Source organism: Agrobacterium sp. GD03872, assembly GCF_029840625.1.
Lineage (GTDB): Bacteria > Pseudomonadota > Alphaproteobacteria > Rhizobiales > Rhizobiaceae > Agrobacterium > Agrobacterium fabrum_A.
The window spans coordinates 388,665-414,610 of record NZ_JAOCCY010000002.1; the positions used below are offsets into that span (position 1 = coordinate 388,665).

The following is a 25,946-nucleotide window of genomic DNA, read 5'->3' on the forward strand; positions in this document are numbered from 1 at the left end:
CCGGTTTGCGGGGGCAGGCCATGGTGGCAAGGGTCAACACGGTTGCATTTCAGGGCATAGAGGGTGTGCCCGTCGAGGTGCAGGTCATGGTCGCACCCGGAAAGGTCGGCATCCAGATTGTCGGCCTGCCGGACAAGGCGGTGGCCGAAAGCCGGGAGCGGGTTCAGGCCGCCCTGCATGCTTCGGGGCTGGCCTTGCCGGCGAAAAAAGTCACTGTCAATCTCGCACCGGCCGATCTGCCAAAGGAAGGGTCGCATTTCGATCTTCCCATTGCGCTTGGCCTCATGGCCGCCTTGGGCGCCATACCGGCGGAAGCGCTTGGCCAATATGTGGTTCTCGGCGAACTCAATCTCGATGGCACCATCGGCATGGTTTCAGGCGCGCTGCCGGCCGCCATGGGGGCCAATGCCCTCGGCAAGGGCCTGATCTGCCCCGCTGAAAGCGGGCCGGAGGCGGCCTGGGCCGGCGCCGGTATCGATATTCTCGCCCCGCGCAGCCTCATAGCGCTTGCCAATCATTTTCGTGGCACCCAGCTCCTATCGCGCCCGACAGCCGCCATCCGCGCCAATCCGGTTAATTTGCCGGATCTGGCGGATATCAAAGGGCAGGAAAGCGCCCGGCGCGCGCTGGAGGTGGCGGCGGCTGGCGGCCACAATCTGCTGATGGTCGGTCCGCCCGGTTCGGGCAAATCCATGCTCGCCGCCCGCCTGCCTTCCATCCTGCCGCCGCTTGAGGCGGCGGAGTTGCTGGAAGTGTCGATGGTTCATTCCATCGCCGGCCAATTATCGGGCGGCAAGCTTTCGGATCGCAGGCCGTTCCGCACCCCGCACCATTCCGCCACCATGGCGGCGCTGATCGGCGGCGGGCTGCGCGCCAAACCGGGTGAGGCCTCGCTTGCCCATCACGGCGTTCTTTTTCTCGATGAGTTCCCGGAGTTTTCGCCGCAGGTGCTGGATGCGCTGCGCCAGCCGCTGGAAACCGGCGAGTGCATCATCGCACGCGCCAATCACCGCGTCAGCTATCCGGCGGAAATCCAGCTCGTGGCCGCCATGAACCCCTGCCGCTGCGGCATGGCGGGAGAGCCGGGTTTCTCCTGCGCCCGAGGCCCGCGCTGTGTGACCGATTATCAGGCCCGTATTTCCGGCCCGCTGCTGGATCGTATTGATATCCGTATCGACGTTCCCGCCGTTTCCGCTACCGATCTCATCCGACCCGTTGCATCTGAGCCGAGCGCGGCGGTTGCGGCCCGTGTGGCCCGGGCGCGCCTTGCCCAGCAGGAGCGTTATGCGTCAACGGGGTTTCCTGCCATCCGCACCAATGCCCGCTGTGCGACGGCGCTGATCGAAAAATATGCCGAACCGGATGCATCCGGGCTGCAATTGTTGCGCGATGCCGCCGAACGGCTGAAGTTTTCCGCGCGGGGATATCATCGCATTCTCAAGGTTGCCCGCACTCTGGCCGATCTGGAGGGCAGGCAGACGGTTGGCCGCATCCATATAGCGGAAGCGGTGTCCTATCGTATCGCAGGCGAAAGGCTGACGGTGGTGGCCTAGAACCTTGGTGCTTGGGCGTTGCTCTTGGAAGTATGGCGCATGCCCTCCAATGAATTCAGACGTTCGGGGTAGGGACAGGCAAAAAAGGATTTGAAAGGCATCGCATGGGCGCGGTCGAATGCGAGGCGTCTTGAAAACCGATATGCCGCCGGCAAGGCCAGCGGCATATCGAATATTCGCTCATTTGGTCCGCGACTGCGCGCATCGGATGATGTGTTTAGAGCCCAAGACCTTCGAAAAGCGCGGTCGAGAGGTAACGTTCGGCGAAGGAAGGAATGATGACGACAATGTTCTTGCCGGCATTTTCATCGCGCGCGCCGACCTTGATCGCCGCCGCCAGTGCCGCGCCCGAGGAGATGCCAACCGGCACACCTTCGAGCCTTGCCGCCAGACGCGCAATTTCGAAAGCCTCGTCATTGGTCACGGTGACGATCTCGTCATAAATGCCGGTGTCGAGGATCGCAGGTGCAAAACCGGCGCCGATGCCCTGAATCTTGTGCGGGCCGGGGTTGCCGCCGGAAAGAACCGGGCTGTCGGCAGGCTCGACCGCAATGACCTTCACTTCCGGTTTGCGGGATTTCAGAACCTGGCCCGTGCCGGTGATGGTGCCGCCGGTGCCGATGCCCGAGACGAGAATATCGACCGTGCCGTCGGTGTCGTTCCAGATTTCTTCCGCCGTGGTCCTGCGGTGAATTTCCGGATTGGCGGGGTTTTCGAATTGCTGCGGAATGATCGCATCAGGCAGGGTCTCGGCCAGTTCCTGCGCCTTGGCGATTGCGCCCTTCATGCCCTTGGGGCCTTCGGTCAGCACCAGTTCTGCGCCGAGCAGGGCCAGCATCTTCCGGCGCTCGACCGACATGGTTTCAGGCATGGTCAGGATCAGCTTGTAACCCTTGGCGGCGGCGGCGAAGGCAAGCGCGATGCCGGTGTTGCCTGATGTCGGTTCCACCAGCGTCGTTTTGCCGGGAGTGATCTTGCCCTGCGCTTCCAGCGCTTCGATCATGGCGACGCCGATGCGGTCCTTGACGGAGGCGATGGGGTTGAAAAACTCCAGCTTGGCGAGGAGGTTGGCCTTTACGCCCTTTTCCTTTGCCAGCTTGTCCAGCCGCACGATCGGCGTGTCGCCGATAGTTTCCGTAATCGAGGAATAGACGCGTCCGCGTCCGGGCTTTCTGGCTTCAGGCATGGTGCTCTCCCGTATGAAGGCCACACGACGGTGACCGCAAGATTTGAGCGGCAGAATAGGAGCAATCGCCCTGTCAGGCTAGCGAACGTTCATCCTTATATGGCTGGTTTACCGGAAAAATTTCCCGATAAGCCAGATAAATGCACGAAATTATTTTAGGTGCTGCGGATCGCGATCATGGTCGCGGTTCCCGCCAGAATGCCCGCCGCCGTACGGTTGAGGATCGTCAGGGCGCTCGGCCTCTTCAGCAGGTTACGCGCCTTGGCCGCAAGCAGGATATAGGGCAGCAGAACCGCCATCAGCACGACGAAGGTAAGGGCGAGAAGTGTCGCATATTCCGAAGGGCCGATCATGCGGATATCGATCAGCGTCGGCACCAGCGCCACGTAAAACAGCATGGTTTTCGGATTGCCGAGTGTGATCAGCAGGCCGGACAGGAAGGACATGGGCATGCTGGTGCTTTTTTTCGCCTTCAGGTCCTGCGGCAGCAGGCCTGCAGTCCACAGCTTCCAGGCGATATAAAGGAGATAGGCGGCACCGGCGAATTTCAGGACCATGAAGGCTTCCTGAAAGGTTTGCGCCACAAATGCCAGACCAAGTATCACGCCGGTCAGGTAGATCATGTCGCCCAATATCAGCCCGAGGCCCATGAAGAAGGTTTCCCGAAAACCCGATCCCAGCGCCCGCGCCACGATCGCCGTCATGCCGGGGCCTGGAATGGCGGCGGCGATGAAGAGTGCGGTGGCATAGGCAAAAATCGTGGTCAGTGTCATGATCGTACATCCCGAAAAGCTGCCAGATCCATAGCGAAATTGCCGGGCAAAAACAATCGGCTCTCCCACGCACCAAGCCGGACGGCACGGGTGCGTCGCCTCACGTAAAAGCGGTCTGAAGGTTCTGACGGACCGGCGGTGTGGCTAGACGCCGGTGGAGCCGAAACCGCCGGTACCACGCACCGTTTCGGAGGTTTCCGCCACTTCGCTTACCGCAACCTGCGTCACCGGCGCGATTACCATCTGGGCGATGCGCATGCTGCGTTCGATGACAAAATCATCCTGCCCGAGATTGGCGAGAATGACCTTCACCTCGCCGCGATAATCGCTGTCCACCGTGCCGGGGGAGTTGAGGCAGGTAATGCCGTTCTTGATGGCGAGGCCGGAACGGGGACGGATTTGCGCCTCGTAACCGGCCGGAACCTCGAAAACGAAACCGGTCGGCACCAGCGTGCGTTCGCCGGGTTTCAAGGTCAGCGGCGCATCCGCGGGCACCGCTGCGCGCAGGTCCATGCCGGCGGCGCCGCCGGTTTCATAAGAGGGCAAGTCGAGGCCTGCGCCATGGGCAAGGCGGACAAGACGGAGAGGGGGGCGATTGTCGTTTTGAACGGTCATGCGGCATTAGTTTGCCGAGATCGCGGCAAGGTCAATTGCAAAACCGGGCCTGAAACGCTAGATAGCCCGCAATTCCACAGGATTTGTCAGATGGCCGAAACACTTGCCGAGGCGGTCTCCCGCCGCCGCACCTTTGCTATTATCGCGCACCCGGACGCGGGTAAGACCACGCTTACCGAAAAATTGCTGCTGTTCGGCGGAGCGATCCAGCTTGCCGGTGAGGTGAAGGCGAAGAAGGATCGCATCCAGACCCGTTCGGACTGGATGAAGATCGAGCGCGAACGCGGCATTTCGGTCGTCACCTCGGTTATGACCTTCGAATATAACGACCGGGTCTTCAACATTCTCGACACGCCCGGCCACGAGGACTTCGCCGACGATACCTACCGCACGCTGACGGCGGTGGATGCGGCGATCATGGTCATCGACGCCGCCAAGGGTATCGAGCCGCGCACGCTGAAGCTCTTCGAAGTCTGCCGCATGCGCGATATTCCGATCATCACCTTCATCAACAAGATGGACCGCGAAAGCCGCGACCCCTTCGAGATTCTGGATGAGGTGGAAGAGAAGCTGGCGCTCGATACCGCGCCGATTACCTGGCCGGTCGGTCGCGCCAAGACCTTCTGCGGCGCCTATAATCTTGCCGACAGCACCTTCCGTGGTGTCGATACGCAGGTGGAGGCCATGCCGGTCAACGGTCCGCAGGCGGTTGCCGATCGCCTGCCGGAAAATGAGCGCCATCTTTTTGTCGAAGAAACCGAACTGGCGCTCGAAGCCTGCCGTCCTTTCGATCGCCAGGCGTTTCTCGAAGGTCATATGACACCGGTGTTCTTCGGTTCGGCGTTGCGCAATTTCGGTGTACGTGACCTCATCAATGCGCTTGGCGATTTCGCACCGCCGCCGCGCGATCAGGTGGCGGATACCCGCACCGTACATGCGGCTGAAGAGAAAATGACGGCCTTTGTCTTCAAAATACAGGCCAATATGGACCCGAACCATCGTGACCGCATCGCTTTCGCCCGCATCTGCTCCGGCAAGCTGGAGCGCGGCATGAAGGCGCGGCTTGCCCGCACCGGCAAACAGATGGGGCTGACCGCGCCGCAATTCTTCTTCGCCTCGCAGCGCCAGCTGGCCGATACCGCCTTTGCGGGCGATGTCGTCGGCATTCCCAACCACGGCACGCTGCGTATCGGCGATACGCTGACGGAGGGGGAGAACCTCGTCTTCCAGGGCGTGCCGAACTTCTCGCCGGAAATCCTGCGCCGCGTGCGTCTGGAAGACGCCATGAAGGCGAAGAAGCTGAAGGAAGCCCTGCAGCAGATGGCGGAAGAGGGTGTCGTTCAGCTCTTTTCACCGGAAGACGGCTCGCCGGCCATCGTCGGCGTTGTCGGCGCACTGCAGCTCGATGTGTTGAAGGAGCGGCTGATGGGCGAATACGGCCTGCCGGTCTCCTTCGAAATGTCGCGCTTTTCCGTCTGCCGCTGGATTTCCTCCGATCAGCCGGCGGAAATGGAAAAGTTCCTCAACGTCAAGCGGGGCGATATCGCCCGCGATCTCGATGGCGATCCGGTGTTTCTCGCGCAGGACGCCTTCTCGCTTCGTTATGAGTCCGAGCGGTTCCCGGCGATCAAGATGGTCGCGATCAAGGAATATCACGTCGCCAAGGCGGCGTGATATCAGCCGGATTGCACTTTGTATGCCAAGGGCTTAGTTTCCCCTGAAACGGGAAACTGGTCCGGCATCATGACGCTTTCAGGCAAACATATTCTCCTCATCATCTCCGGCGGCATCGCGGCCTATAAGAGCCTCGATCTCATCCGTCGCCTGAAGGAGCGCGGTGCGAAGGTGACGCCGGTCATGACAAAGGGGGCGCAGGAATTCGTCACCCCGCTCGCCGTCGGCGCCTTGTCCGCCACCCATGTCTTTACCGAGCTTTTTTCACGGCAGGATGAGCAGGATGTCGGCCATATCCGGCTGGCGCGCGATTGCGATCTCGTGCTGGTCGCGCCCGCTACCGCCGATCTGATGGCGAAGATGGCGCATGGCCTGGCTGACGACCTCGCCTCCACGGTCCTTCTCGCGACGGATCGCAGGGTGCTGGTCGCGCCGGCAATGAATCCAAAAATGTGGACGGCGAAGCCGACCGGCCGCAATGTTGAAACCCTGAAGAAGGACGGCGTACATTTCATCGGACCCATGGCTGGTGAGATGGCGGAGAAGGGCGAGGCTGGTTTTGGCCGTATGGCCGAGCCATTGCAGATCGTCGAAGCCGTCGAAGCGCTGCTGGAGGGGGGCCAAAAGCCCCTGCGCGGCAAGACGGCCATCGTTACCTCTGGTCCCACGCATGAGCCGATCGATCCGGTGCGCTATATCGCCAACCGCTCCTCCGGCAAACAGGGCCATGCCATTGCGGCGGCTCTGGCGGAACTGGGGGCGGAGGTTACGCTGATTTCCGGCCCGGTCGCCATCGCCGATCCCGCCGGGGTCAAAACGATCCATGTGGAGCGCGCCGAGGAGATGCGCGATGCGGTGATATCGAGACTGCCGGCGGATATCTCCGTCATGGTTGCCGCCGTCGCCGACTGGCGAGTGACGGGCTCGTCGGAACAGAAGATCAAGAAGCAGCCGGGCGATGCGCCGCCGGCGTTGCAGCTGACGGAAAATCCCGATATTCTCAAAACCGTCGGCCATCATGAAAAGCGCCCGAGGATTGTGGTGGGCTTCGCCGCCGAGACGCAGGATGTCGAGAAGAACGGCCGGGCGAAGCTGGAGCGTAAAGGCGCGGATTACATCGTCGCGAATGATGTTTCGACGGAAACCGGCATCATGGGCGGGGATCGCAACAGTGTGAAGATCATTTCCGCAGATGGCATCGACGTCTGGCCGGATCTCGACAAGGCTGAAGTTGCAAAACGTCTGGCGGCCCTGATCGCGGAGAAACTCGGATGAGCCTGTTCGAGCGCAAGACATTCGACAGGGTGCTCGGTGAATGGTCGGGCGTGCGGTTCGTCGATCAATGGGATTCCCACGTTGCCAAGGTGGGCGACAAGGTCTTTGCCGTGCTGGGCGAGCGGGAGGACTGGCGGCTGGTCGTGAAGTGCTCGGAAGAGAGCTTTGAAATCCTCACTTCACTCGAAGGCATCGCCCAGGCGCCCTATTTCGCCAAACGCAAATGGGTGTCGATTGCCGATCATTCTCCGCTCGAACAAGAAGAGCTGGAGCACTATGTGCGCCGTTCCTATGAGCTTGTCGCCGCCGGTCTCACCAAAAAACTGCGGGGCGAACTCGGCATCGTGATCGATACCGCGCGGGCCTTTTAGTTTTTCGTTTCAGTCGAGCTTGGTGTCCTTGCCGATGATCTGGCGGACGCCTTCCTTGGTGAAGGGCTGCAGAAGTTGCGGCAGGAACCCTTTGGCGATCTGACCCTTGATGCCGATATCGGTGGAAGAGGGCCGATCCGGGTTATGGTAGGAACCGAAGATCAGATCGAAGATGACGAGATTTTCGCCGTAGTTGGTGTTTCCTTCCGGAAGCTGCTTCGAATGGTGCCAGCGATGCAGGCGCGGGGTGCTGAACACGTAATCGAGCGGCCCCGTTTTCATGTTGACATTGCAATGGGTCAAGATGCCGATGAAGGCGGTCACGGCGCCGAGCCACCAGAAGACCTGCAGCGGCGCGCCCATGAAATAGAGCGGAATCTGGCTGAGCGCGATCTTGAACAGGGAATCGGCCACATGGAACCGTCCTGTATTGACGACCCAGAGCCGCACGACGCTGTGATGCAGGGCATGGAAGCGCCAGAAGAACACGGTTTCATGGGCAATGCGGTGGGCCCAGTAGAGACCGAATTCGGCAATCGTCACTGCAAGCGCCACCTGAATAATCATGGGCAGTTGTGATGGCCAGAGATCGAACCGCATGGCGGCCAGGGGCTGCAGCACATTGGCCGTCAGCATCGGAAAAATCGCCGCTGCCGCTGCCGCGAGCTGGACAAGCCCTTTTGTCAAAAGCGTGTGGCCGATGCTGTTCACCGTCTCGCCGTCACCCTCAAGCCATTGTACTTCGTAGGGAATATAGCGTTCGAGAAAAAACAGGCTGAGAACTGCGCCCGCATAAACGGCCAGAAAAGCCGTGATCGGGTGGTTGCTCGTGAACGCGAAAAAGGAGCCCACAAGGCCTCCCACGAACACCAGCGGCCATGAAGAATAGGAAAGGGCCGCTTTCAACGCTTGCGATTTTGCCATGAATTCAAATCCCGCCAGGCATTATCTGTCTCTCAACCACCGACGTAACTCCGCACAGGATCGCGGTTTTCCGTCACTGAAGCGGCCATCGCCGCAGGGGTCAATCCCCAAGCGCCGTGTCGGCCTTTCATGGCTCAAACCCCTGCGGTCGGGCAAGTCCGAATGGCGCAGCGCACGCCGCAATTCGCCACAGCTGCGTGGTTTCCCGTCACTTGCGCCCCCGTCGATGCATGGGTCGTAGACCCGGTGTCCGGCCATCGCATCCGGCACCCAGGCCAGTTGAATGGATAGGAAGATCAAAGCAAGCGAGAACGCTTTTGTCCGCATGGATCACCTGTCTCGTTTCAAGATCAGGCCCTTATTCCTCCAATAGATTACACCAACATGGCACCTGTTCGTTTTCAGATGCTCAGCTGATCCTGACCGCAATATAGAGAAGCGTCAGCGCGATCACCCATAACGCTATCCGCCCCCACTTGGTGTGGCGCGCTTCCGCCTTGCCGATGGCTTCCGCCGTCTGCGCATCGAAACGCAGGCCGTTTTCGCTCATATACATCAGTTCGGAATGCAGCTTTTCCGTCTTGGCGGCAATCTCCGGCACGGCCTCGGCAAGCTTGAGGGCGGCTTTCACGCCATCCTTCAGATCGGTGACGACGCGTTTGGGGCCGAGATTATCCCTGATCCAGCCGCCAACGACCGGATCTGCCGCCTTCCACATGTTGAAGCGCGGATTGAGCATGCGCGACACGCCTTCCACCACCACCATGGTCTTTTGCAGCATCACCAGTTCCGGGCGCGTTTCCATATCGAAAAGCTCGGTCACCTCGAACAGCAGCGTCAGAAGCTTGCCCATGGAGATGGTCTCGGCTGGTTGGCCGTGGATCGGTTCGCCAATGGCGCGGATCGCCTGCGCGAAACTGGCTTTATCGTGGTGGCCCGGCACGTACCCGGCCTCGAAATGCACTTCCGCCACCCGCATATAGTCGCGGGTAATGAAACCGTAGAGGATCTCGGCAAGGAAGCGGCGTTCCTTTTTGCCGAGGCGTCCGGCAATGCCCATATCGACGGCGACGATCTCGCCCTCGGCATCCACGAAGAGATTGCCGGGATGCATGTCGGCGTGGAAGAAGCCGTCGCGCAGCGTGTGCCGCAGGAAAGACTGGATCAGCGTGTCGGCAAGCTGGTTCAGGTCGTGGCCGGCGGCCTTCAGACCCTCGATATCCGACATCTTGACGCCGTCGATCCATTCCATGGTGACGACATCGCGACCGGTACGCTCCCAGTCGACCTCGGGAACCCGGAACCCGGGATCGTCCCTGGTATTTTCCGCAAGTTCGGAAAGGGCGGCGGCCTCAAGCCGCAGATCCATCTCGATCTTGGTGGTCTGTTCCAGCGTGCGTGTCACCTCGACGGGGCGCAGGCGGCGGGCGGAGCGGACGAAGCGCTGCTGCAGGTCGGCGATCAGATACATCGCCTCGAGATCGTTCTGGAAACGCTGGCGCACACCCGGGCGGATGACCTTTACGGCCACCTTGCGCGGTCCCTTTGGCGTATCCACCATGGCCGGATGCACCTGGGCGATGGAAGCGGCGGCGATCGGATCGCCGAATTCCCTGTAGAGCTCCGAAACAGACCGCCCGAGCGAACCTTCGATATTGGCTTTCGCCGCAGCCGCCGGGAAAAAGGCCATGCGGTCCTGGAGGCTCGCGAGATCGTCGGCGAAGTCGGCGCCCACCACATCCGGTCGGGTGGCGAGAAACTGACCCATCTTCACATAGGAAGGCCCGAGCCGTTCGACAGCCACCGCCAGCCGGTCGCTGCGCTGCGCTCTTTTCGCCTTGCTGCGGGCGAATGGCTTCAGCAGCGCTTTCAACAATTGGGCGGGAGCAGGCAGGTCGTCGGACGGCAGGGCCAGCACGACGCCTTCGCGCACGAGAACCCAGCCAACCCTTGCGAGGCGGAAATATGCGCCCAAAGTACTCATGCTTATGCTTGTCTCCTGCGTCTGCCGGCCATGGACTTAAAGCTTCCAGCCGGAATGCAGGGCGGCGATGCCGCCGGTGTAATTGGTATAGGTGACGCGGGAGAAGCCGGCAGTACGGATCATCGTCGCGAAATCTTCCTGGTTGGGGAATTTGCGGATCGACTCGACCAGATATTGATAGGGTTCGGCATCGCCCGTGATCATCTTGCCGAATTGCGGGATGGCGTTGAACGACCAGGCATCGTAGACGCGGTCGAGCAGCGGCATGTCGACTTCGGAAAACTCCAGCACCAGCAGCCGCCCGCCGCGCTTCAGCACGCGATGGGCCTCCTTCAGCGCGACGTCGATGCGCGGCACGTTGCGAATGCCAAACGCGATCGTATAGGCGTCGAAACTGTTTGCCTCGAAAGGCAGTTCCTCGGCATTGGCCTCCACAAAGGTCAGATTGTCGGAAAGCTTCTTTTTTGCGGCGCGCTCTTCGCCAACGGCCAGCATCGAACCGTTGATATCGAGAACGGTGGCGTGCGCCAGACGGTTGGAGGCCTCGATGATGCGGAAGGCGATATCGCCGGTGCCGCCCGCCACGTCCAGAACCTTGTAGGAGGGATCCTTGCGCGGCGAAAGCGAAGAGACCATGGCGTCCTTCCACAGCCGGTGCAGGCCGGCCGACATCACATCATTCATGATGTCGTAGCGCTTGGCCACCTTGTGGAAGACCTCGTTGACCAGCCCCTGTTTTTTGCCTTCGTCCACCCTGTGGAAGCCATAGGACGTTTCCATGCCGCCTTGGGCGGTGGTACGGGCGTCGGTCATCGTCTGTCTCCATATTTATTGCGTGGCGGACCATAGCGGAAACGCCATGGCAACGCTATCTGTTGCCGCATCGCCTGGGCGCGACATTTCGCGTGCACTGTATAGACCACATGGTCCTAACGATAAACTGTCGGATAAGCCAGATGCCAGAATTGCCAGAAGTCGAAACCGTCAGACGCGGCCTTGCGCCCGCCATGGAAGGGGCAAGGGTCCGTAGGCTCCATCTCGGTCGCCCGGATCTGCGCTTTCCTTTCCCTGAGGACTTCGCGGGTCTGATCGAGGGCAAGATGATCGTATCGCTCGGACGAAGGGCGAAATATCTTCTCATCGAGCTGGAGGACGGGCTGACGATCGTGTCGCATCTCGGCATGTCCGGTTCATTCCGTATCGAGGCGGAAGCGGATGAGGCTGGTAACACGCCCGGCGCGTTTCATCATGCCCGCTCGAAAGACGGCAAGCATGACCATGTCGTCTTTCATCTCGATAAGGGAGAGGAGCGCGTCTGCGTCATCTATAATGATCCGCGTCGCTTCGGTTTCATGCATCTGGTGGAGCGCAGCAAGCTCGACCTTTATCCCGCCTTCGCGGAACTTGGCCCGGAACCGACAGGCAATGCGCTGAGCGCGGATTATCTGGCGAGCCGGTTTGAGGGCAAAAGCCAGCCTCTGAAAGGCACGCTGCTGGACCAGAAGGTCATTGCCGGCCTTGGCAACATCTATGTTTGCGAGGCGCTGTGGCGCGCACATCTTTCGCCCCTCAGGGCAGCGGGAACGCTGGTGACGAAAGGCGGCAGGCCCAAAACACAGCTCGTCGATCTAGCGGATAAAATCCGTGATGTCATCGCCGATGCCATCGCCGCCGGCGGTTCCTCATTGCGAGACCATATACAGACGGATGGAACGCTCGGTTATTTCCAGCATTCCTTTTCGGTCTACGATCAGGAAGGCCAGCCTTGCCGTACACCCGGCTGCGGGGGTACGGTTGAAAGGGTGGTGCAGGCCGGTCGTTCGACCTTTTATTGCGCCGCCTGCCAGAAGTAGCGGTGCCGGAGTAACGGAGAAGGGGAGATTGCCGTGGACTATGAAATGATACTGGTCGAGAAACGCGACGAGGTGGGTGTCATCACCCTTAACCGCCCCAAGGCGCTCAACGCTCTCAATTCGGTGCTTCTTAAAGAGCTGCGGCACATTCTGTCTTCGTTTTCCGCCGATGATTCCATCGGTGCAATCATTATCACCGGCTCGGAAAAGGCCTTTGCGGCAGGCGCAGATATCAAGGAAATGCAGGGGCTGGATTTCGTCGATGCCTATGTCGGCGATTTTCTCGGCGGCTGGGAAGAGGTTGCGGCCACCCGCAAGCCTATCATTGCCGCTGTTTCCGGCTTTGCGCTCGGCGGCGGCTGTGAGCTGGCGATGATGTGCGATTTCATCATCGCTTCCGATACGGCGAAGTTCGGCCAGCCGGAAATCACCCTCGGTGTCATCCCAGGTATGGGCGGCTCGCAGCGGCTGACGCGGGCGGTGGGCAAGGCGAAGGCCATGGACCTGATTCTGACGGGGCGCATGATGGATGCGGCGGAAGCCGAACGGGCCGGTCTGGTGTCGCGTGTCGTGCCGACCGCAAATCTCATGGACGAGGCCGTGGAGGCCGCAACCCGCATCGCTTCGCTGTCGCGTGCTTCCGTCCTGATGGCCAAGGAAAGCGTCAATCGTTCCTTCGAGGTGCCGCTGGCTGAGGGGCTGAGATATGAAAGACGGGCGTTTCAATCACTCTTTGCCACGGCGGATCAGAAGGAGGGCATGGCCGCCTTCGTGGAAAAGCGCAAACCGGCTTTCCGGAATCGCTAAGGATTCGGAATATCGGCGCTTTTAAGCGTTTTGCGCGTTGACGGGCGTAAGCTTTAGCGGTATATGCCCGCCCACGGTTAAGGAAAGCCATCCGGCTTGTCCGAAATTACTCCCGCATTCTTGGGTTACGTGAGGTCGTCGAACGACCCGATCCTCCGGTTGCGGAATTTGGTTTGAATTCGAAGAGAGGCATACATGGCCAATACAACTTCGGCGAAAAAGGCGACCCGCAAGATCGCTCGCCGTACCGCAGTCAACAAGGCTCGCCGTTCGCGCGTTCGCGGCTTCATTCGCAAGGTCGAAGAAGCCATCGCTACCGGCGATCTCGCAGTCGCAACCGAAGCTCTGAAGGCAGCTCAGCCCGAGATCCAGCGCGCCGCCACCCGGGGCGTTCTGCATGGCAACACGGCATCCCGCAAGGTGTCGCGTCTCGCACAGCGCGTTAAGGCCCTTTCCGCCTAATCCGGCTAATCACAAATAACTATTCTAAAAGCCTGGTCTTTTGACCGGGCTTTTTGTGATTCTAACCGCCTGTTAATCATTCCTGCCGTAACGTGACAAACGCGTGTCAGATGGACGACAGGAAATATTAAATAAAAACAACTGCTTACTGGAGGTGTCTCCGGAAATGGGAAGCTTTCTCTACGGAAGTCCCGACGAGTTTTGAGTCAAGAAGATTTTTATTTTTTTGCCAAAACCAGCTCTCAAAAAAAGCCAAAATTGAATCTCATTGATTCATAAGCGATTCTGCTTCGCACCTTGTCGGTGATGCAAAACGGCCTTTGTGAGTCAATGGCCGATCTGAGTTTTTGCAGAAAAAACGCCATTGATCTCTCCCCACGATCCTGCCTAAATGCATTCCAACAAGGGGTGCGGATCTCAGTCCACAGATTATCTCGATGATCGTATCGACGATATTCACCTTCTTGCTGGCGGATCTTTCGAGGTCCGCTTTTTCAGGTCATGGAGCTTTTTGTGCCGTTTCGGTCTCGGAACGGGCAGGGTTTTTTGTCCTCAAGAATGCGCCTTAAGGTTGTAGCGAAAGGAGCGTTTTTAGCGTGTCGCAGGCCTCTCCATGAGGGGGAGGGAAATGGGATAACCGACTCGCAAACGAGTAGTCGCCTTTGGCGTTCTTTCGAGGGGAACGCCGGGAGGCAGAAATAAACGAGGGGGATCCCTGGCGGTCGATCTTTGATCGTCAGGCTATGATTGGCAATTTGAAAGGCGGCAATATGCAATTGAATTTGGCGATGGGTGCGGTGGCTGATGGGGACCGCGCACCAAAGGCATGTGATGCAGCTTGCTCAGATGCGGCAGGGGACAAATCGGCAATGACGCACGATGCGCTGTTTGAACGTTTTAGCGCGCGGCTCAAAGCACAGGTTGGTCCGGAGGTCTATGCGAGCTGGTTCGCACGGCTCAAACTCCATTCCGTTTCGAAAAGCGTCGTCCGTTTTACCGTTCCGACGACCTTTCTGAAATCCTGGATCAACAACCGTTACATGGATCTGATCACCAACCTCGTCCAGAGCGAGGATCCGGATGTGCTGAAGGTGGAAATTCTTGTCCGCTCGGCCAGCCGCCCGGTCCGTCCGGCTCAGACAGAGGAAAGGGCGCAGCCTGCTCAGGAGATCGGCGCTGCGCCGCGCAACAAGTCCTTCATTCCGTCGCAGCCTGCGTCAGCGCCTGCCGCACAGCCTGCGGCAGCGCAGGCAACGCTGCGCCAGGGTGGATCCGGCCCGCTGTTCGGCTCACCGCTCGACACGCGTTTCACCTTCGATACCTTTGTCGAAGGCTCGTCCAACCGTGTCGCACTTGCGGCGGCAAAGACGATCGCCGAAGCTGGCGCCGGCGCCGTGCGCTTCAATCCGCTGTTCATCCATGCGGGTGTGGGCCTCGGCAAGACACATCTTCTGCAGGCAATCGCCAATGCCGCCATCGACAGCCCGCGCAATCCGCGCGTGGTCTATCTGACGGCCGAATATTTCATGTGGCGTTTTGCAACCGCAATTCGCGACAATGACGCGCTGACGTTGAAGGACACGCTGCGCAATATCGACCTGCTCGTCATCGACGATATGCAGTTCCTGCAGGGCAAGATGATCCAGCATGAATTCTGCCACCTGCTGAACATGCTGCTCGACAGCGCCAAGCAGGTCGTGGTCGCGGCTGATCGCGCGCCGTGGGAGCTGGAATCGCTCGATCCGCGTGTCCGTTCGCGCCTTCAGGGCGGCATGGCCATCGAGATCGAAGGTCCCGATTACGACATGCGTTACGAGATGCTCAACCGTCGCCTCGGCTCGGCGCGTCAGGATGATCCGTCCTTCGAGATTTCGGATGAAATCCTGACCCATGTGGCCAAGAGCGTGACGGCAAGCGGACGCGAACTGGAAGGCGCCTTCAACCAGCTGATGTTCAGGCGCTCTTTTGAGCCGAACCTCTCGGTTGACCGTGTCGATGAGCTGCTGTCGCATCTCGTCGGGACGGGTGAGGCCAAGCGTGTGCGTATCGAGGATATTCAGCGCATCGTCGCCAAGCACTATAATGTGTCGCGGCAGGAGCTGGTCTCCAACCGCCGCACCCGCGTCATCGTCAAGCCCCGTCAGATCGCCATGTATCTGGCCAAGATGCTGACGCCGCGCTCTTTCCCGGAGATCGGCCGCCGTTTCGGCGGTCGCGATCACACCACGGTTCTGCATGCCGTGCGCAAGATCGAGGAACTGATTTCCGGCGACACCAAGCTCGGCCATGAGGTTGAGCTGCTGAAGCGCCTGATCAACGAGAACAACGCCTAATAAAAGCGGCCTTCGGGCCGCTTCAGTCCGTTGGCAATTATCCCCCAACACGCGACGTCATCCTCGGGCTCGTCCCGAGGATCCAACCACGTTTCGGAAAGTCAATCGGTTGCAGATGCTCGGGACAGGCCCGAGCATGACGCGAGGAAAGGTTTTCGGACTGTGTTGTTATCTTCAGCGGCCTCTGGGCCGCTTTTTTATTGGCTTTTCGGGTCGCACCAATGCCGCCAATCAGCAGGCGAGGTCAGCCACCACGGCATCCAGAATAAGCATGCCGGAAGGCGTGCAGCGCAGGCGGGAATTGCCGAGCCTTTCCACGAAACCGTGTTGCAGGAGGAATTCTTCCTTCTCCGGATCGAGTTCGCGGCCGGAAAGATCGCTCCAGCGGGCGAGATCGATGCCTTCGCGCAGACGAAGGCCCATCAATAGCAACTCGTCGGCCTGTTCGTCGACACCCAGCATCTCCTGATCGACCATGCCGTGACCTTCCCGCTCGACGGTTTCGAGCCAGGTTTCCGGGTGGCGTTCGGTGGCGGTGGCGAGCTTGGAAGCGCCTCTCGTCAGGCGTCCGTGCGCGCCAGGGCCGATGCCGGCATAATCGCCATAACGCCAATAGGTCAGGTTGTGGCGGCTTTCGGCGCCGGGACGGGAATGGTTGGAAACCTCATAGGCCGGCATGCCGTAACGCTCGGTGATTTCCTGCGTCGCCTCATAAAGCACGGCCGAATGCTCGCCGTCAGGCACGATCAGCTTGCCGGCCTTGTGCAGCCCGTAGAAGGGCGTGCCTTCCTCGATGGTCAGCTGATAGAGCGACAGATGGTCGACCGCGTAGGATACGGCCTCCTTCAGTTCGGCGTCCCATTCGGCCACTGTCTGGTTCGGGCGGGCATAGATCAGATCGAAGGACATGCGGGGAAAAATCTCCCGCGCCAGCCGGATAGCCTTCAAGGCATCGGCAACATCATGCAGGCGGCCGAGGAACTTCAGGTCCCGGTCGTTCAGCGCCTGCACGCCGAGCGAGACACGGTTGACGCCCGCCGCGCGGTAACCCCGAAAACGCTCCGCCTCGACGCTGGAAGGATTGGCCTCCATGGTGATCTCGATACCATCGGGCACATGCCAGAAGCGCGAGACGCCATCGAGAAGCGCACCCACCGTCCGCGGGTCCATCAGCGATGGCGTACCGCCGCCCATGAAGATGCTGGTCACGACACGCGGGCCGCTCAGCGTCCGCATATGTTCCATTTCACGCAGAAAGGCCGCAGTAAACCGTTCCTGATCCACAGGCCGATGGCGGACATGGCTGTTGAAATCGCAATAGGGACATTTGGCCGCACAGAAGGGCCAATGCAGATAGATCCCGAAACCGGGATCGCCCGTATCCGGCAGAAGCGACGCGCCGGGGGCAGAAAGTTGATGCTCCCCGACCATCGGGTTCATGCCTCCAGGCAGGTTTCTACGAATTTTTTAAACGCCCGGGCACGGTGCGAAAGCGCGAAGGCGTCGCCATGTTTCCAGCCGTGTTTTTCATCCGCGCTCATCTCGCCGAATGTGGTGTCGTATCCTTCCGGTTTGAAGACCGGATCGTAACCGAAACCGCTTGTTCCGCGCGGCGGCCACACCACCGTGCCTTCCACCTCGCCGCGGAAATATTCGAGATGCCCGTCCGGCCAGGCCAGGCACAGCACGCTGACGAAGCGGCCGGTGCGATCTTCCGGCTTCGATACGCCCCGTTCGGCCAGCGCATCCTCGACCTTCTGCATGGCCATGGTAAAGTCGCGGGTGCCGTCGGCCGTCTCCGCCCAATTGGCGGTGTAGACACCGGGCGCACCGTCAAGCGCGTCGATGACAAGACCGGAATCGTCGGACAAAGCCGGAAGGCCGGACGCCTTGGCGGAGGCAAGCGCCTTGATGGCGGCGTTTTCCTCGAAGGTCGTACCCGTTTCGTCAGGCTCGACAAAGTTCAGCTCCGCCGCGGATTTGGCGGAGAAGCCGAAAGGCCCGATCAGATCGGCGATTTCGGCGATCTTGCCCTTGTTGTGGCTGGCGACGACGATCGTTCTGGTATCGAGCTTGCGCATGACGTTTTCCTGTCGGCTCAGGCGATAGCCTGCTTCTGGAGGGTGACCAGTTCGCTGCATCCCGCCTTGGCAAGACCGAGCAGCGTCAGGAACTCTTCCTCGGAGAAAGGCGCGCCTTCCGCCGTTCCCTGAACCTCGACGATACCGCCGGAGCCGGTGATGACGAAATTCGCATCGGTCTCGGCGGAAGAATCCTCGAGATAATCGAGATCGATCACCGGCTGATTGGCGAAGATACCGCAGGAGATCGCGGCGATATGGTCCTTCAGAACCTTCTCGACCTTGATCATGTTGCGGGTTTCCATCCATTTCAGGCAATCATGCAAAGCAATCCATGCGCCGGTGATGGAAGCGGTGCGGGTGCCGCCATCGGCCTGGATGACGTCGCAGTCGATGCTGATCTGGCGCTCGCCGAGCGCCTGCAGATCGACGACCGCGCGCAGCGAGCGGCCGATGAGGCGCTGGATTTCCTGCGTGCGGCCACCCTGCTTGCCGGAAGCGGCTTCGCGTTTCATGCGCTCATGGGTGGAACGCGGCAGCATGCCGTATTCGGCGGTGACCCAGCCCTTGCCGCTGTTGCGCAGCCATGGCGGCGTCTTTTCTTCAAGGCTTGCGGTGACGAGCACATGCGTGTCGCCGAATTTCACGAGACAGGAGCCTTCGGCATGTTTCGAGAAATTGCGCTCGAAGGAAACCTTGCGCATCTGGTCGGTTTTTCTGCCTGAAGGCCGCATATGATCCACTCTCCATGTTGGTCCCTGCCTTCTAAGGCGAGGTCCGGGCTTTTGCAAAGCCAATTTCCATTTTGCCGCGGCGTTGCAACGCATTATATTGATGCAAGCTGGTTTGAACGACAAAGAACGGACGAAATGGGTTTTTCCGCACCGCTATCAAAAGATCAGGCATCGTTGCTGGATGAACGGTCTCGGGAAATTTTCCGGCGCATCGTTGAAGGCTATCTCGATACGGGCGAGCCGCTCGGATCGCGCAGCCTGTCGCGGCTGTTGCCGATGTCGCTGTCACCCGCCTCCGTCCGCAATGTCATGAGCGATCTCGAAGAGCTTGGTCTCATCTATTCGCCGCATATCAGCGCCGGGCGTCTGCCCACTCAGACGGGGCTGCGCTTCTTTGTCGATGCCTTCATGCAGGTGGGCGATCTTCCCGCCGAGGAAAGGGCGACTATCGACCGTCAGATCGGTCCCGTTGCCGGGCATGAGCAGTCGCTGGAAGGGCTGTTGACGGAGGCGAGCCGCATGCTGTCAGGCATGTCGCGCGGGGCAGGCCTCGTGCTGACCGCCAAGAACGATGTCATCCTCAAACATGTGGAGTTCATAAGGCTGGAGCCCACCAAGGCGCTCGCCGTGCTGGTGGGTGACCATAATCAGGTCGAAAACCGCATCATCGAACTACCGGCCGGCATTTCCTCGTCGCAATTGACCGAGGCAGCGAATTTCATCAATGCCCATTTGTCCGGCCAGACGCTGCAGGAGCTGCGCGGCCAGTTTCAGACGCAGCGGGCGGAGCTGCAATCGGAACTCGGCATATTGGCGCAGGACCTCGTGGAACGGGGGCTTGCCATGTGGGCGGGTGACAATGAGGAGGGCAAACTCGGTCGTCTCATCGTTCGTGGGCGCTCCAACCTGCTCGAGGGTCTCGCCGGTGAAGAAGATATCGACCGGGTGCGCCTGCTGTTCGACGATCTCGAGCGCAAGGAAAACCTCATTGAAATCCTCAACCTTGCGGAAAGCGGCTCGGGGGTCAGGATTTTCATCGGCTCGGAAAACAAGCTGTTTTCACTCTCCGGTTCCTCGCTGATCGTTGCGCCTTATCGCGATGAGGATAATCGTGTCGTGGGTGCGGTCGGCGTCATCGGCCCGACCCGGCTGAACTACGCCCGTATCGTGCCGATGGTGGATTATACCGCGCAGATCATGGCCCGCATTTCCCGCAAGCAGAGATAGGACAGACCCGCAAGGTCAGCGAATGCGGCAAGCTTTTCGCTGCAAGCCTTGATTTTTGCCCGTCAAAGCTCGATATCGGGCGCAACCAACAACATTCAAATCTGGAGAACGTCATGACCGACGATACAAAAAAGCCCGGACCTGACGCGGATATCGCCGAAGAGCTTGTCGAACCCGCGCTTGCCGGGGAAGAGCCCATGGATGCTGCCGAACCCGATCAGGTCGAGCTGCTGAAGGCCGAAAATGCCGATCTGCGTGACAAGTTCCTGCGCCTTGCCGCCGAAATGGACAATCTTCGCCGCCGTACGGAACGCGATGTCAAGGATGCCAAGACCTATTCGCTGGCCGGTTTTGCGCGCGATATGCTCGCCGTTTCCGATAATCTTCGCCGTGCGCTTGAGGCCATTCCCGATGAACTCAAGACCAATGGCGAAGCCGGTCTCAACGGTCTCATCGAAGGCGTCGAGATGACCGAGCGTTCGATGTTGTCGACGCTGGAACGCCACGGCGTGAAGAAGATCGACGCCGAGGGCCAGAAGTTCGACCCGAATTTCCATCAGGCCATGTTCGAAATTCCGAATACGGCGGTTCCCAACAATACCGTGCTGCAGGTGGTTCAGGCTGGTTTCACCATCGGCGATCGCGTGCTGCGCCCCGCCATGGTCGGTGTCGCCAAGGGCGGCCCCAAGGTCGAGACCGCCGCATCGGCAGAGCCGGGCACATCGTCTCTCAATGAAAAAGACGCGTAAGGCATTTGTCCTTATGTCATAAAAAACGCGCCTTCAGGGCGCGTTTTTTATTGCTATCAAACTGGGGGGAGGCCTGCGATCAAGCCGCCGTCGCCTGTTCCTGATTGAGGAAGGCATAGATTGCCGTGTCTGAATCGGTGGCGCGCAGCTTGGCCACCAGTTCGGGGTCGCGCAGGGCGCGCGCAATTCGGGAGAGCGCCTTCAGATGATCCGCGCCGGCGCCCTCTGGCGCGAGCAGCAGGAAAACCAGATCGACCGGCTGGTCGTCCAGCGCTTCGAAATCGACCGGTGTTTCAAGACGTGCGAAGACACCGGTGATCTGATGAATGCTGTTGAGCTTGCCATGCGGAATGGCAATGCCGTGGCCCACACCGGTGGAGCCGAGCTTCTCACGCTGGAGGATGACGTCGAAAACTTCCCGTTCCGAGACTCCGGTAATTCTGGCTGCCTTTGCGGCCAGCTCCTGAAGCAACTGCTTTTTGGAATTCACCTTGAGGGCGGGAATAATCGCATCTTGTTGCAGCAAATCTGCCAACGCCATTCTCTTTTTCCTTCATGCCATCGAGACGATGCAGGAGGCAGATTGCGCTTTGCGCCCTGCCTCCCACGTCTTGTCAGACTGTTCAGCTCTTGATCGTTTCCGCGTCGATCCAGCCAATATTGCCGTCATGACGTCGGTAGACGATGTTGAGGTATTCCTTGCCCGGGCTGCGGAACAGCAGAACCGGTTCGTCCGTCATGTCGAGCGCCATCACGGCGCTGGCGACGGACATTGTCTTAATCTGTTTCGAACTCTCCGCCACAATGGTGGGTGCGTAATCTTCAGGGACCTCGTGGTCCTCATCGGGAATAGCATCCATCACCGTATAGGCGATTTCCTGCGACAGGCCATTCGAACCATTGTGATGGTCCTTCAGCTTGCGCTTGTAGCGACGCAGGCGCTTCTCGATCCGCTCCGCGGCCGCGTCGAAACTGGCTTGCGGATCATTTGCCTGACCCGCCGCATGCAATACAACGCCGGTATCGAGATGCAGCTTGCAATCGGCGGCAAAACGCGATCCGGACTTCTCCACGGTTACTTGGCCTGAATACCCCCCATCGAAGTATTTGGTAACCGCCAGACCTATATTGTCCTCAATCCGCTGACGGAAAGATTCGCCGATCTCCATATGTTTACCAGATACACGCACACTCATGGAAATTTTCCTTTTTGTAGTGATTTGCGAGTACCAGCTTACGTCAAGCCGCGCGCGCATCCAAGCGTTTCGAAGACCTTAAAAAGCCCCCATTCGAATTTTACGCCCATGGACGGTGGAGATGAATCCGTTACAAATGACCTTGCTTACGTGTGCGGCGGGCTTCTAGCCCCTGGCGTGGCAAGAGTCAATGGTGCGGCAAAAAACCGCCCCAAACGTGATCGCCGTTACCGCTTAGAAGGCGGATAGCTTGGCGAGCGCTTTCTTTTCCCGACGCCTCTGCACGGAGGAGGGGATGTTCATCGCCTCGCGATATTTGGCGACGGTGCGGCGGGCGATGTCGATGCCGCTCTTTTTCAGATTGTCGACGATATCGTCGTCGGAAAGAACGGCCTCGGCGGCTTCCTGCGCGATCATGGCCTTGATGCGGTGGCGTACCGCTTCCGCCGAATGGCTGTCTCCGCCTTCCACGGCGCTGATCGAGACGCTGAAGAAATATTTGAGCTCGAACAGCCCGCGCGGCGTCAGCATGTATTTTTTCGACGTCACCCGGCTGACAGTGGATTCATGCATCTTGATGGCATCAGCCACCGTCTTGAGGTTCAGCGGCCGTAGGTGATCGACGCCGTTAACGAGGAAGGCGTCCTGCTGGCGCACGATTTCGCTTGCCACCTTCATGATCGTCCGGGCGCGCTGGTCGAGGCTGCGGGTCAGCCAATGGGCCGTCTGCATGCATTCGGACAGAAAATCCTGATCTTCGCCCGCACGCGCCTTATGTTTCGACACCTCGGCGAAGTAACTCTGGTTGATGAGCACTCGCGGCAGGGTCTCCGGATTGATTTCCACCAGCCAGCCGCCGGTGGAGGAGGGACGAACGATGATGTCGGGGACAATGGTTTCCGAAACCGTCGAATCGTAACCTGCGCCGGGACGCGGGTTGAGCGTGCGGATTTCCGCCAGCATGTCGAGAAGGTCTTCTTCATCCACACCGCAGATTTTTTTCAGGGCCGCGAAATCGCGTTTCGCCAGAAGCTCGAGATTGTCGATGAAAGCCCGCATGGCCGGGTCGAGCCGGTCCTTCTGGGCCAGCTGGGTCGCCAGACATTCGCTCAGCGAACGGGAAAAGATGCCCGGCGGGTCGAAGCCCTGAAGTGTCTTCAATACGCGCTCCACCGCCGATGGGGCTGCTCCCAGCCTTTCGGCGATGTCGTCGACGGCATCGGCGGCTATATAGCCGGTCTCGTCGAGCTGGCCGATCAACGCATCGGCAATCATCCGGTCCTCGGCGGCGGATATGGCGAGCGGCAGTTGCTGATTGAGATGGTCGCTGAGGCTCTGTCGGGCTGCGACGAAATCGTCGAGGTCGTAACTTTCTCCCGACTCCTGGCCGGGCATGGATTTCCATTGGCCCGCCAGCTCGGGTGCGTCAGCTTTTCGCGGCTCGCCATCGTCGGGAAAGACATTTTCGAAGCTGGTATCCAGCTGTTCGCCGAGATTTGCAGCGCGGTCCCCGTACCAGTCGTCGCTGTCGGCCGTCACGGTGGCGGACCTGTCCGAGCCTTCGCCATCGGTGTCGCCAAAACTCTCCGCATCCGCCGGAGTATCGCCGCCCAAATCGCCATCGTTTGCCGCAATTTCCAGCAGCGGATTACGCTCCACCTCCTGGGCGATGAACTGCGTCAGCTCGAAATGCGTCATCTGAAGCAGCTGGATGGACTGCATCAGTTGCGGTGTCATCACAAGAGACTGGTTTTGACGCAGCAAAAGGCTGGCAGACAATGCCATGGCGGACGCGAAACTCCCCTTACAGCTTCTCCATTGCCACAGTTTTCATAAATTTTGCGGAGGCGATGGAACTTGGCCCAAAAATTGCTTTTTTATCTTGTTTGGTCAAGCGTCAGGGAGGGGCGCGATGAAGAATCTTTCGCGCCCTATAGTTTAAAGGCTGAAATTATTGCCGAGATAGAGACGGCGTACATCCGGATTATTGACGATATCGTCCGGACGTCCGTGTGTCAGAACTTCGCCGGCATGAATGATATAGGCGCGGTCGATGAGGCCGAGCGTTTCGCGGACATTGTGGTCGGTCACGAGAACGCCGATGCCGCGCGCCGTCAGGTGCCGCACCAGATTCTGGATATCGCTGACCGAAATCGGATCGACGCCCGCGAAAGGCTCGTCAAGCAGCATGAAGGTCGGATCGGTCGCAAGAGCGCGCGCGATTTCCAGACGCCGCCGCTCACCGCCCGACAGGGCAACGGCGGGCGATTTGCGCAGCTGCGCAATATGAAACTCTTCCAGCAGCTCGTCGAGCTTGCGGTTGCGTTTGGCTGCGTCCGGCTCGTGCACTTCCAGCACGGCGCGGATGTTTTCCTCGACCGTCAGTCCCCGGAAAATCGAGGCTTCCTGCGGCAGATAACCGACGCCGAGACGGGCGCGCCTGTACATCGGCATGGTGGTGACATCGTTGCCGTTGATGGCGATCTTGCCGGTATCGACGGGAACCAGGCCCGTGATCATGTAAAAACAGGTGGTTTTGCCGGCGCCGTTCGGGCCGAGCAGGCCGACGGCCTCGCCACGGCGCACGACCAGCGAAACGCCGTTGACGACACGGCGGGTATTATAGGTCTTTGTCAGACCATGCGCGATCAGCGTGCCCTGATAGGGGGTCTTGTCCGCTGGTGAGGCCGCGTCCGCGGATCGGCTGCGCCCGCCGCCGAATATTTTTGAGATCGAAGGTATCTTCACGAGGAAAGACTACTGTTTTTTCTGCGATTTCGGATCGAGCATGATCCGGACAGGACCGCCGCAGCTTTCGAGCTTGGCCTGCCCCGTGTTCATCAGAACGGTGAGCTTGCAGCCGGTGAAGACATTCGTGCCCTCGGACAGCACGACCTGCTTACCCGTGAGAATGAAAGTCTGCGCCGCCATGTCGAATTCGCCGTGATCGGCCGTCGCCTTCTGGGTCTCGGACGTCAGATAGACATTATTGTCGACGAAGATTTTTTCAATATTGGCGTCGCCGCTGGTGAGCGAAGAGCCTTCACCCTTGTAGTTCACCGTCATCTTGCCGGCCTGGAGGGTGGTCGTGCCCTGCACAACCTTCACGTTGCCGGTAAAATAGGCCTTGCGCTCCTGATCGCGAATCTCGAGCTGATCGCTTTCAATCGCGATCGGCTGGTCGCCGGAGAGTTTGACGCCCTGCATGTTGCTGGTGGTGTTCTGGGCGAAAGCCACAGTTGCAAGACACGAAAAAACAAGACCTGCGGCTGCAAGGCCTGCGGATTTGCCAAGGGAAACGGGACGGGAAATTTGCATCATCTGGACCGGGCTCTCACTTGCCTTCATTCTTGATATTGGATGCAGCGATACGTGCCCGTACCTGCCCCGAAAATGTAATTGTCTTGCCATTATCTGCGATGTCAATCGATTGCGCAACAATGGAGCCGTCGTTTGTTTTGATCGAAACCGGCTCCTGGCTGCTCATTTTTCCGGCCTTCAGATCGACATCCGCAGACTGGAACTTCGCTTGTATGCCATTGCTGAGATTGATGTCAAAAGGGGCGGTCATCTTAAGTTTGTTGGTGGCCCTGTCGAAAATGCCTTCCTGGGCGATCACCTGCGCCACGCCGTCGTTGACCGGCACTGCCGCCAGAACTTTCTCAAGCGTCATGAGATTGGGGTTGGCGATATCCTGCAACGCACGGTCGGCGTTCATGGAATAATCGATCCCCTTCTCGTTGCGGCCCGCAACGGCAGGTTTTTCCATGACGATCTTGCCGTCTTCTATTCTGGCGCTTTCAAGCGAGACCTCATCAGGCGCCCAGGTCCGGATAACCGAAACAGCGATAAAGGCGAGCGAAATGACCGCGGCGCTGAGCGGCAGAATGATTTTTAGCCGCTTCACGCGCGCAGAATGCCTCAGCGCGGTGTCATAGGCGCCGTTCTGGTCATTGGGCAGCGAGAATGCTGGCGCGGGTTCGCGGAGTCTTTCGAGCATAAGAGTGGGTCCGGAATGCTTCCAAGGCGCCATTCTGGCGCACAATCGAAGCTTGTGTCTCTATCTAAATGTCTTTGGCATGAGTGCTTTGTCCTGCCAATATGGTTTTTGTCTGGAGAGGTGCAAGGGAAATGCGAATTTTATCGTAA

Annotated in this window: 25 protein-coding genes; 10 read left to right on the forward strand and 15 right to left on the reverse strand. The window is 59.4% G+C overall.

From position 1 onward, the window contains the following. Positions 1-20: 20 nt before the first annotated feature. Entirely contained in the window at positions 21-1,553 is a 1,533-nt protein-coding gene (locus tag N5D22_RS05885; protein ID WP_279654765.1) for a YifB family Mg chelatase-like AAA ATPase, read from the forward strand. A gap of 217 nt (positions 1,554-1,770) precedes the next feature. Here the strand turns inward: N5D22_RS05885 and cysK are convergent, their stop codons facing one another. The 3 genes from cysK to dut form a co-directional block, all read right to left on the reverse strand. After that, complete coding sequence (gene cysK, locus N5D22_RS05890; protein WP_279654766.1) at positions 1,771-2,739, reverse strand: cysteine synthase A; 969 nt, start codon at positions 2,737-2,739, stop codon at positions 1,771-1,773. 155 nt (positions 2,740-2,894) lie between these two features. Further along, the gene (locus tag N5D22_RS05895) at positions 2,895-3,512 is read right to left on the reverse strand and encodes a LysE family translocator (RefSeq protein ID WP_279654767.1); all 618 of its coding nucleotides are present in this window, start codon (positions 3,510-3,512) and stop codon (positions 2,895-2,897) included. 144 nt (positions 3,513-3,656) lie between these two features. Continuing rightward, a complete protein-coding gene (dut, locus tag N5D22_RS05900) occupies positions 3,657-4,127 on the reverse strand; it encodes a dUTP diphosphatase (RefSeq protein WP_279654768.1) in 471 nt (156 codons plus the stop codon). 90 nt (positions 4,128-4,217) lie between these two features. On the opposite strand from dut, the gene N5D22_RS05905 reads away from it, so the two are divergent. From N5D22_RS05905 to N5D22_RS05915, 3 genes are all read left to right on the forward strand, one after another. Then, the gene (locus N5D22_RS05905) at positions 4,218-5,801 is read left to right on the forward strand and encodes a peptide chain release factor 3 (protein WP_279654769.1); all 1,584 of its coding nucleotides are present in this window, start codon (positions 4,218-4,220) and stop codon (positions 5,799-5,801) included. Positions 5,802-5,870: 69 nt separating this feature from the next. Then, on the forward strand, positions 5,871-7,076 hold the full coding sequence (coaBC, locus tag N5D22_RS05910; RefSeq protein WP_279654770.1) for a bifunctional phosphopantothenoylcysteine decarboxylase/phosphopantothenate--cysteine ligase CoaBC: 1,206 nt from the start codon (positions 5,871-5,873) through the stop codon (positions 7,074-7,076). Further along, a complete protein-coding gene (locus tag N5D22_RS05915; RefSeq protein WP_279654771.1) occupies positions 7,073-7,447 on the forward strand; it encodes an MmcQ/YjbR family DNA-binding protein in 375 nt (124 codons plus the stop codon). Before coaBC ends, N5D22_RS05915 begins: the two co-directional genes overlap by 4 nt. 9 nt (positions 7,448-7,456) lie before the next feature. On the opposite strand, the gene N5D22_RS05920 is transcribed toward N5D22_RS05915, so the two are convergent. The 3 genes from N5D22_RS05920 to ubiE form a co-directional block, all read right to left on the reverse strand. After that, positions 7,457-8,371 carry a sterol desaturase family protein gene (locus tag N5D22_RS05920; protein ID WP_279654772.1) on the reverse strand — a complete coding sequence of 305 codons (915 nt, stop codon included), beginning with the start codon at positions 8,369-8,371 and terminating at the stop codon, positions 7,457-7,459. Between the two features lie 409 nt (positions 8,372-8,780). Continuing rightward, positions 8,781-10,355, reverse strand: coding sequence for a 2-polyprenylphenol 6-hydroxylase (gene ubiB, locus N5D22_RS05925; protein WP_279654773.1), 1,575 nt, complete (start codon positions 10,353-10,355; stop codon positions 8,781-8,783). A 36-nt stretch (positions 10,356-10,391) separates the two neighbouring features. Next, a complete protein-coding gene (gene ubiE / locus N5D22_RS05930) occupies positions 10,392-11,168 on the reverse strand; it encodes a bifunctional demethylmenaquinone methyltransferase/2-methoxy-6-polyprenyl-1,4-benzoquinol methylase UbiE (RefSeq protein WP_279654774.1) in 777 nt (258 codons plus the stop codon). Positions 11,169-11,311: 143 nt separating this feature from the next. Here ubiE and mutM point away from each other — a divergent pair, with 143 nt between their 5' ends. From mutM to dnaA, 4 genes are all read left to right on the forward strand, one after another. Then, entirely contained in the window at positions 11,312-12,208 is an 897-nt protein-coding gene (gene mutM, locus N5D22_RS05935; RefSeq protein WP_279654775.1) for a bifunctional DNA-formamidopyrimidine glycosylase/DNA-(apurinic or apyrimidinic site) lyase, read from the forward strand. Positions 12,209-12,241: 33 nt separating this feature from the next. Further along, positions 12,242-13,015: an enoyl-CoA hydratase gene (locus N5D22_RS05940; RefSeq protein ID WP_279654776.1), complete on the forward strand. Its 774-nt coding sequence runs from the start codon at positions 12,242-12,244 to the stop codon at positions 13,013-13,015. 195 nt (positions 13,016-13,210) lie between these two features. Then, positions 13,211-13,477: a 30S ribosomal protein S20 gene (gene rpsT / locus N5D22_RS05945; RefSeq protein WP_006310170.1), complete on the forward strand. Its 267-nt coding sequence runs from the start codon at positions 13,211-13,213 to the stop codon at positions 13,475-13,477. 869 nt (positions 13,478-14,346) lie between these two features. After that, the gene (dnaA, locus tag N5D22_RS05950) at positions 14,347-15,810 is read left to right on the forward strand and encodes a chromosomal replication initiator protein DnaA (RefSeq protein ID WP_279654778.1); all 1,464 of its coding nucleotides are present in this window, start codon (positions 14,347-14,349) and stop codon (positions 15,808-15,810) included. A 231-nt stretch (positions 15,811-16,041) separates the two neighbouring features. On the opposite strand, the gene hemW is transcribed toward dnaA, so the two are convergent. The 3 genes from hemW to rph are packed head-to-tail and all read right to left on the reverse strand — an operon-like array spanning position 16,042 to position 18,625. Beyond that, positions 16,042-17,241, reverse strand: a complete 1,200-nt coding sequence (hemW, locus tag N5D22_RS05955; RefSeq protein ID WP_279654779.1) for a radical SAM family heme chaperone HemW — start codon at positions 17,239-17,241, stop codon at positions 16,042-16,044. Between the two features lie 5 nt (positions 17,242-17,246). Next, on the reverse strand, positions 17,247-17,891 hold the full coding sequence (gene rdgB / locus N5D22_RS05960) for an RdgB/HAM1 family non-canonical purine NTP pyrophosphatase (protein ID WP_279654780.1): 645 nt from the start codon (positions 17,889-17,891) through the stop codon (positions 17,247-17,249). Positions 17,892-17,908: 17 nt separating this feature from the next. Further along, a complete protein-coding gene (rph, locus tag N5D22_RS05965) occupies positions 17,909-18,625 on the reverse strand; it encodes a ribonuclease PH (RefSeq protein ID WP_060722824.1) in 717 nt (238 codons plus the stop codon). 135 nt (positions 18,626-18,760) lie between these two features. Between rph and hrcA the strand changes: the two genes are divergently transcribed. Together hrcA and grpE are read left to right on the forward strand one after the other, a co-directional pair. Further along, entirely contained in the window at positions 18,761-19,852 is a 1,092-nt protein-coding gene (gene hrcA / locus N5D22_RS05970) for a heat-inducible transcriptional repressor HrcA (protein WP_279654781.1), read from the forward strand. A gap of 113 nt (positions 19,853-19,965) precedes the next feature. Then, positions 19,966-20,601: a nucleotide exchange factor GrpE gene (grpE, locus tag N5D22_RS05975; RefSeq protein WP_279654782.1), complete on the forward strand. Its 636-nt coding sequence runs from the start codon at positions 19,966-19,968 to the stop codon at positions 20,599-20,601. A 79-nt stretch (positions 20,602-20,680) separates the two neighbouring features. Here the strand turns inward: grpE and ptsN are convergent, their stop codons facing one another. From ptsN to lptC, 6 genes are all read right to left on the reverse strand, one after another. Continuing rightward, entirely contained in the window at positions 20,681-21,142 is a 462-nt protein-coding gene (ptsN, locus tag N5D22_RS05980) for a PTS IIA-like nitrogen regulatory protein PtsN (RefSeq protein ID WP_003503792.1), read from the reverse strand. 82 nt (positions 21,143-21,224) lie between these two features. Further along, complete coding sequence (gene raiA / locus N5D22_RS05985) at positions 21,225-21,797, reverse strand: ribosome-associated translation inhibitor RaiA (protein ID WP_279654783.1); 573 nt, start codon at positions 21,795-21,797, stop codon at positions 21,225-21,227. A 234-nt stretch (positions 21,798-22,031) separates the two neighbouring features. Next, positions 22,032-23,582 (reverse strand): RNA polymerase factor sigma-54, encoded by a 1,551-nt coding sequence (rpoN, locus tag N5D22_RS05990; protein WP_279654785.1) that lies wholly within the window; start codon positions 23,580-23,582, stop codon positions 22,032-22,034. A gap of 153 nt (positions 23,583-23,735) precedes the next feature. Then, complete coding sequence (gene lptB, locus N5D22_RS05995) at positions 23,736-24,521, reverse strand: LPS export ABC transporter ATP-binding protein (protein WP_035236624.1); 786 nt, start codon at positions 24,519-24,521, stop codon at positions 23,736-23,738. A gap of 33 nt (positions 24,522-24,554) precedes the next feature. After that, positions 24,555-25,115, reverse strand: a complete 561-nt coding sequence (locus N5D22_RS06000) for an LptA/OstA family protein (protein WP_170318979.1) — start codon at positions 25,113-25,115, stop codon at positions 24,555-24,557. 16 nt (positions 25,116-25,131) lie between these two features. After that, a complete protein-coding gene (lptC, locus tag N5D22_RS06005) occupies positions 25,132-25,797 on the reverse strand; it encodes an LPS export ABC transporter periplasmic protein LptC (protein WP_279655041.1) in 666 nt (221 codons plus the stop codon). Positions 25,798-25,946: the final 149 nt, after the last annotated feature.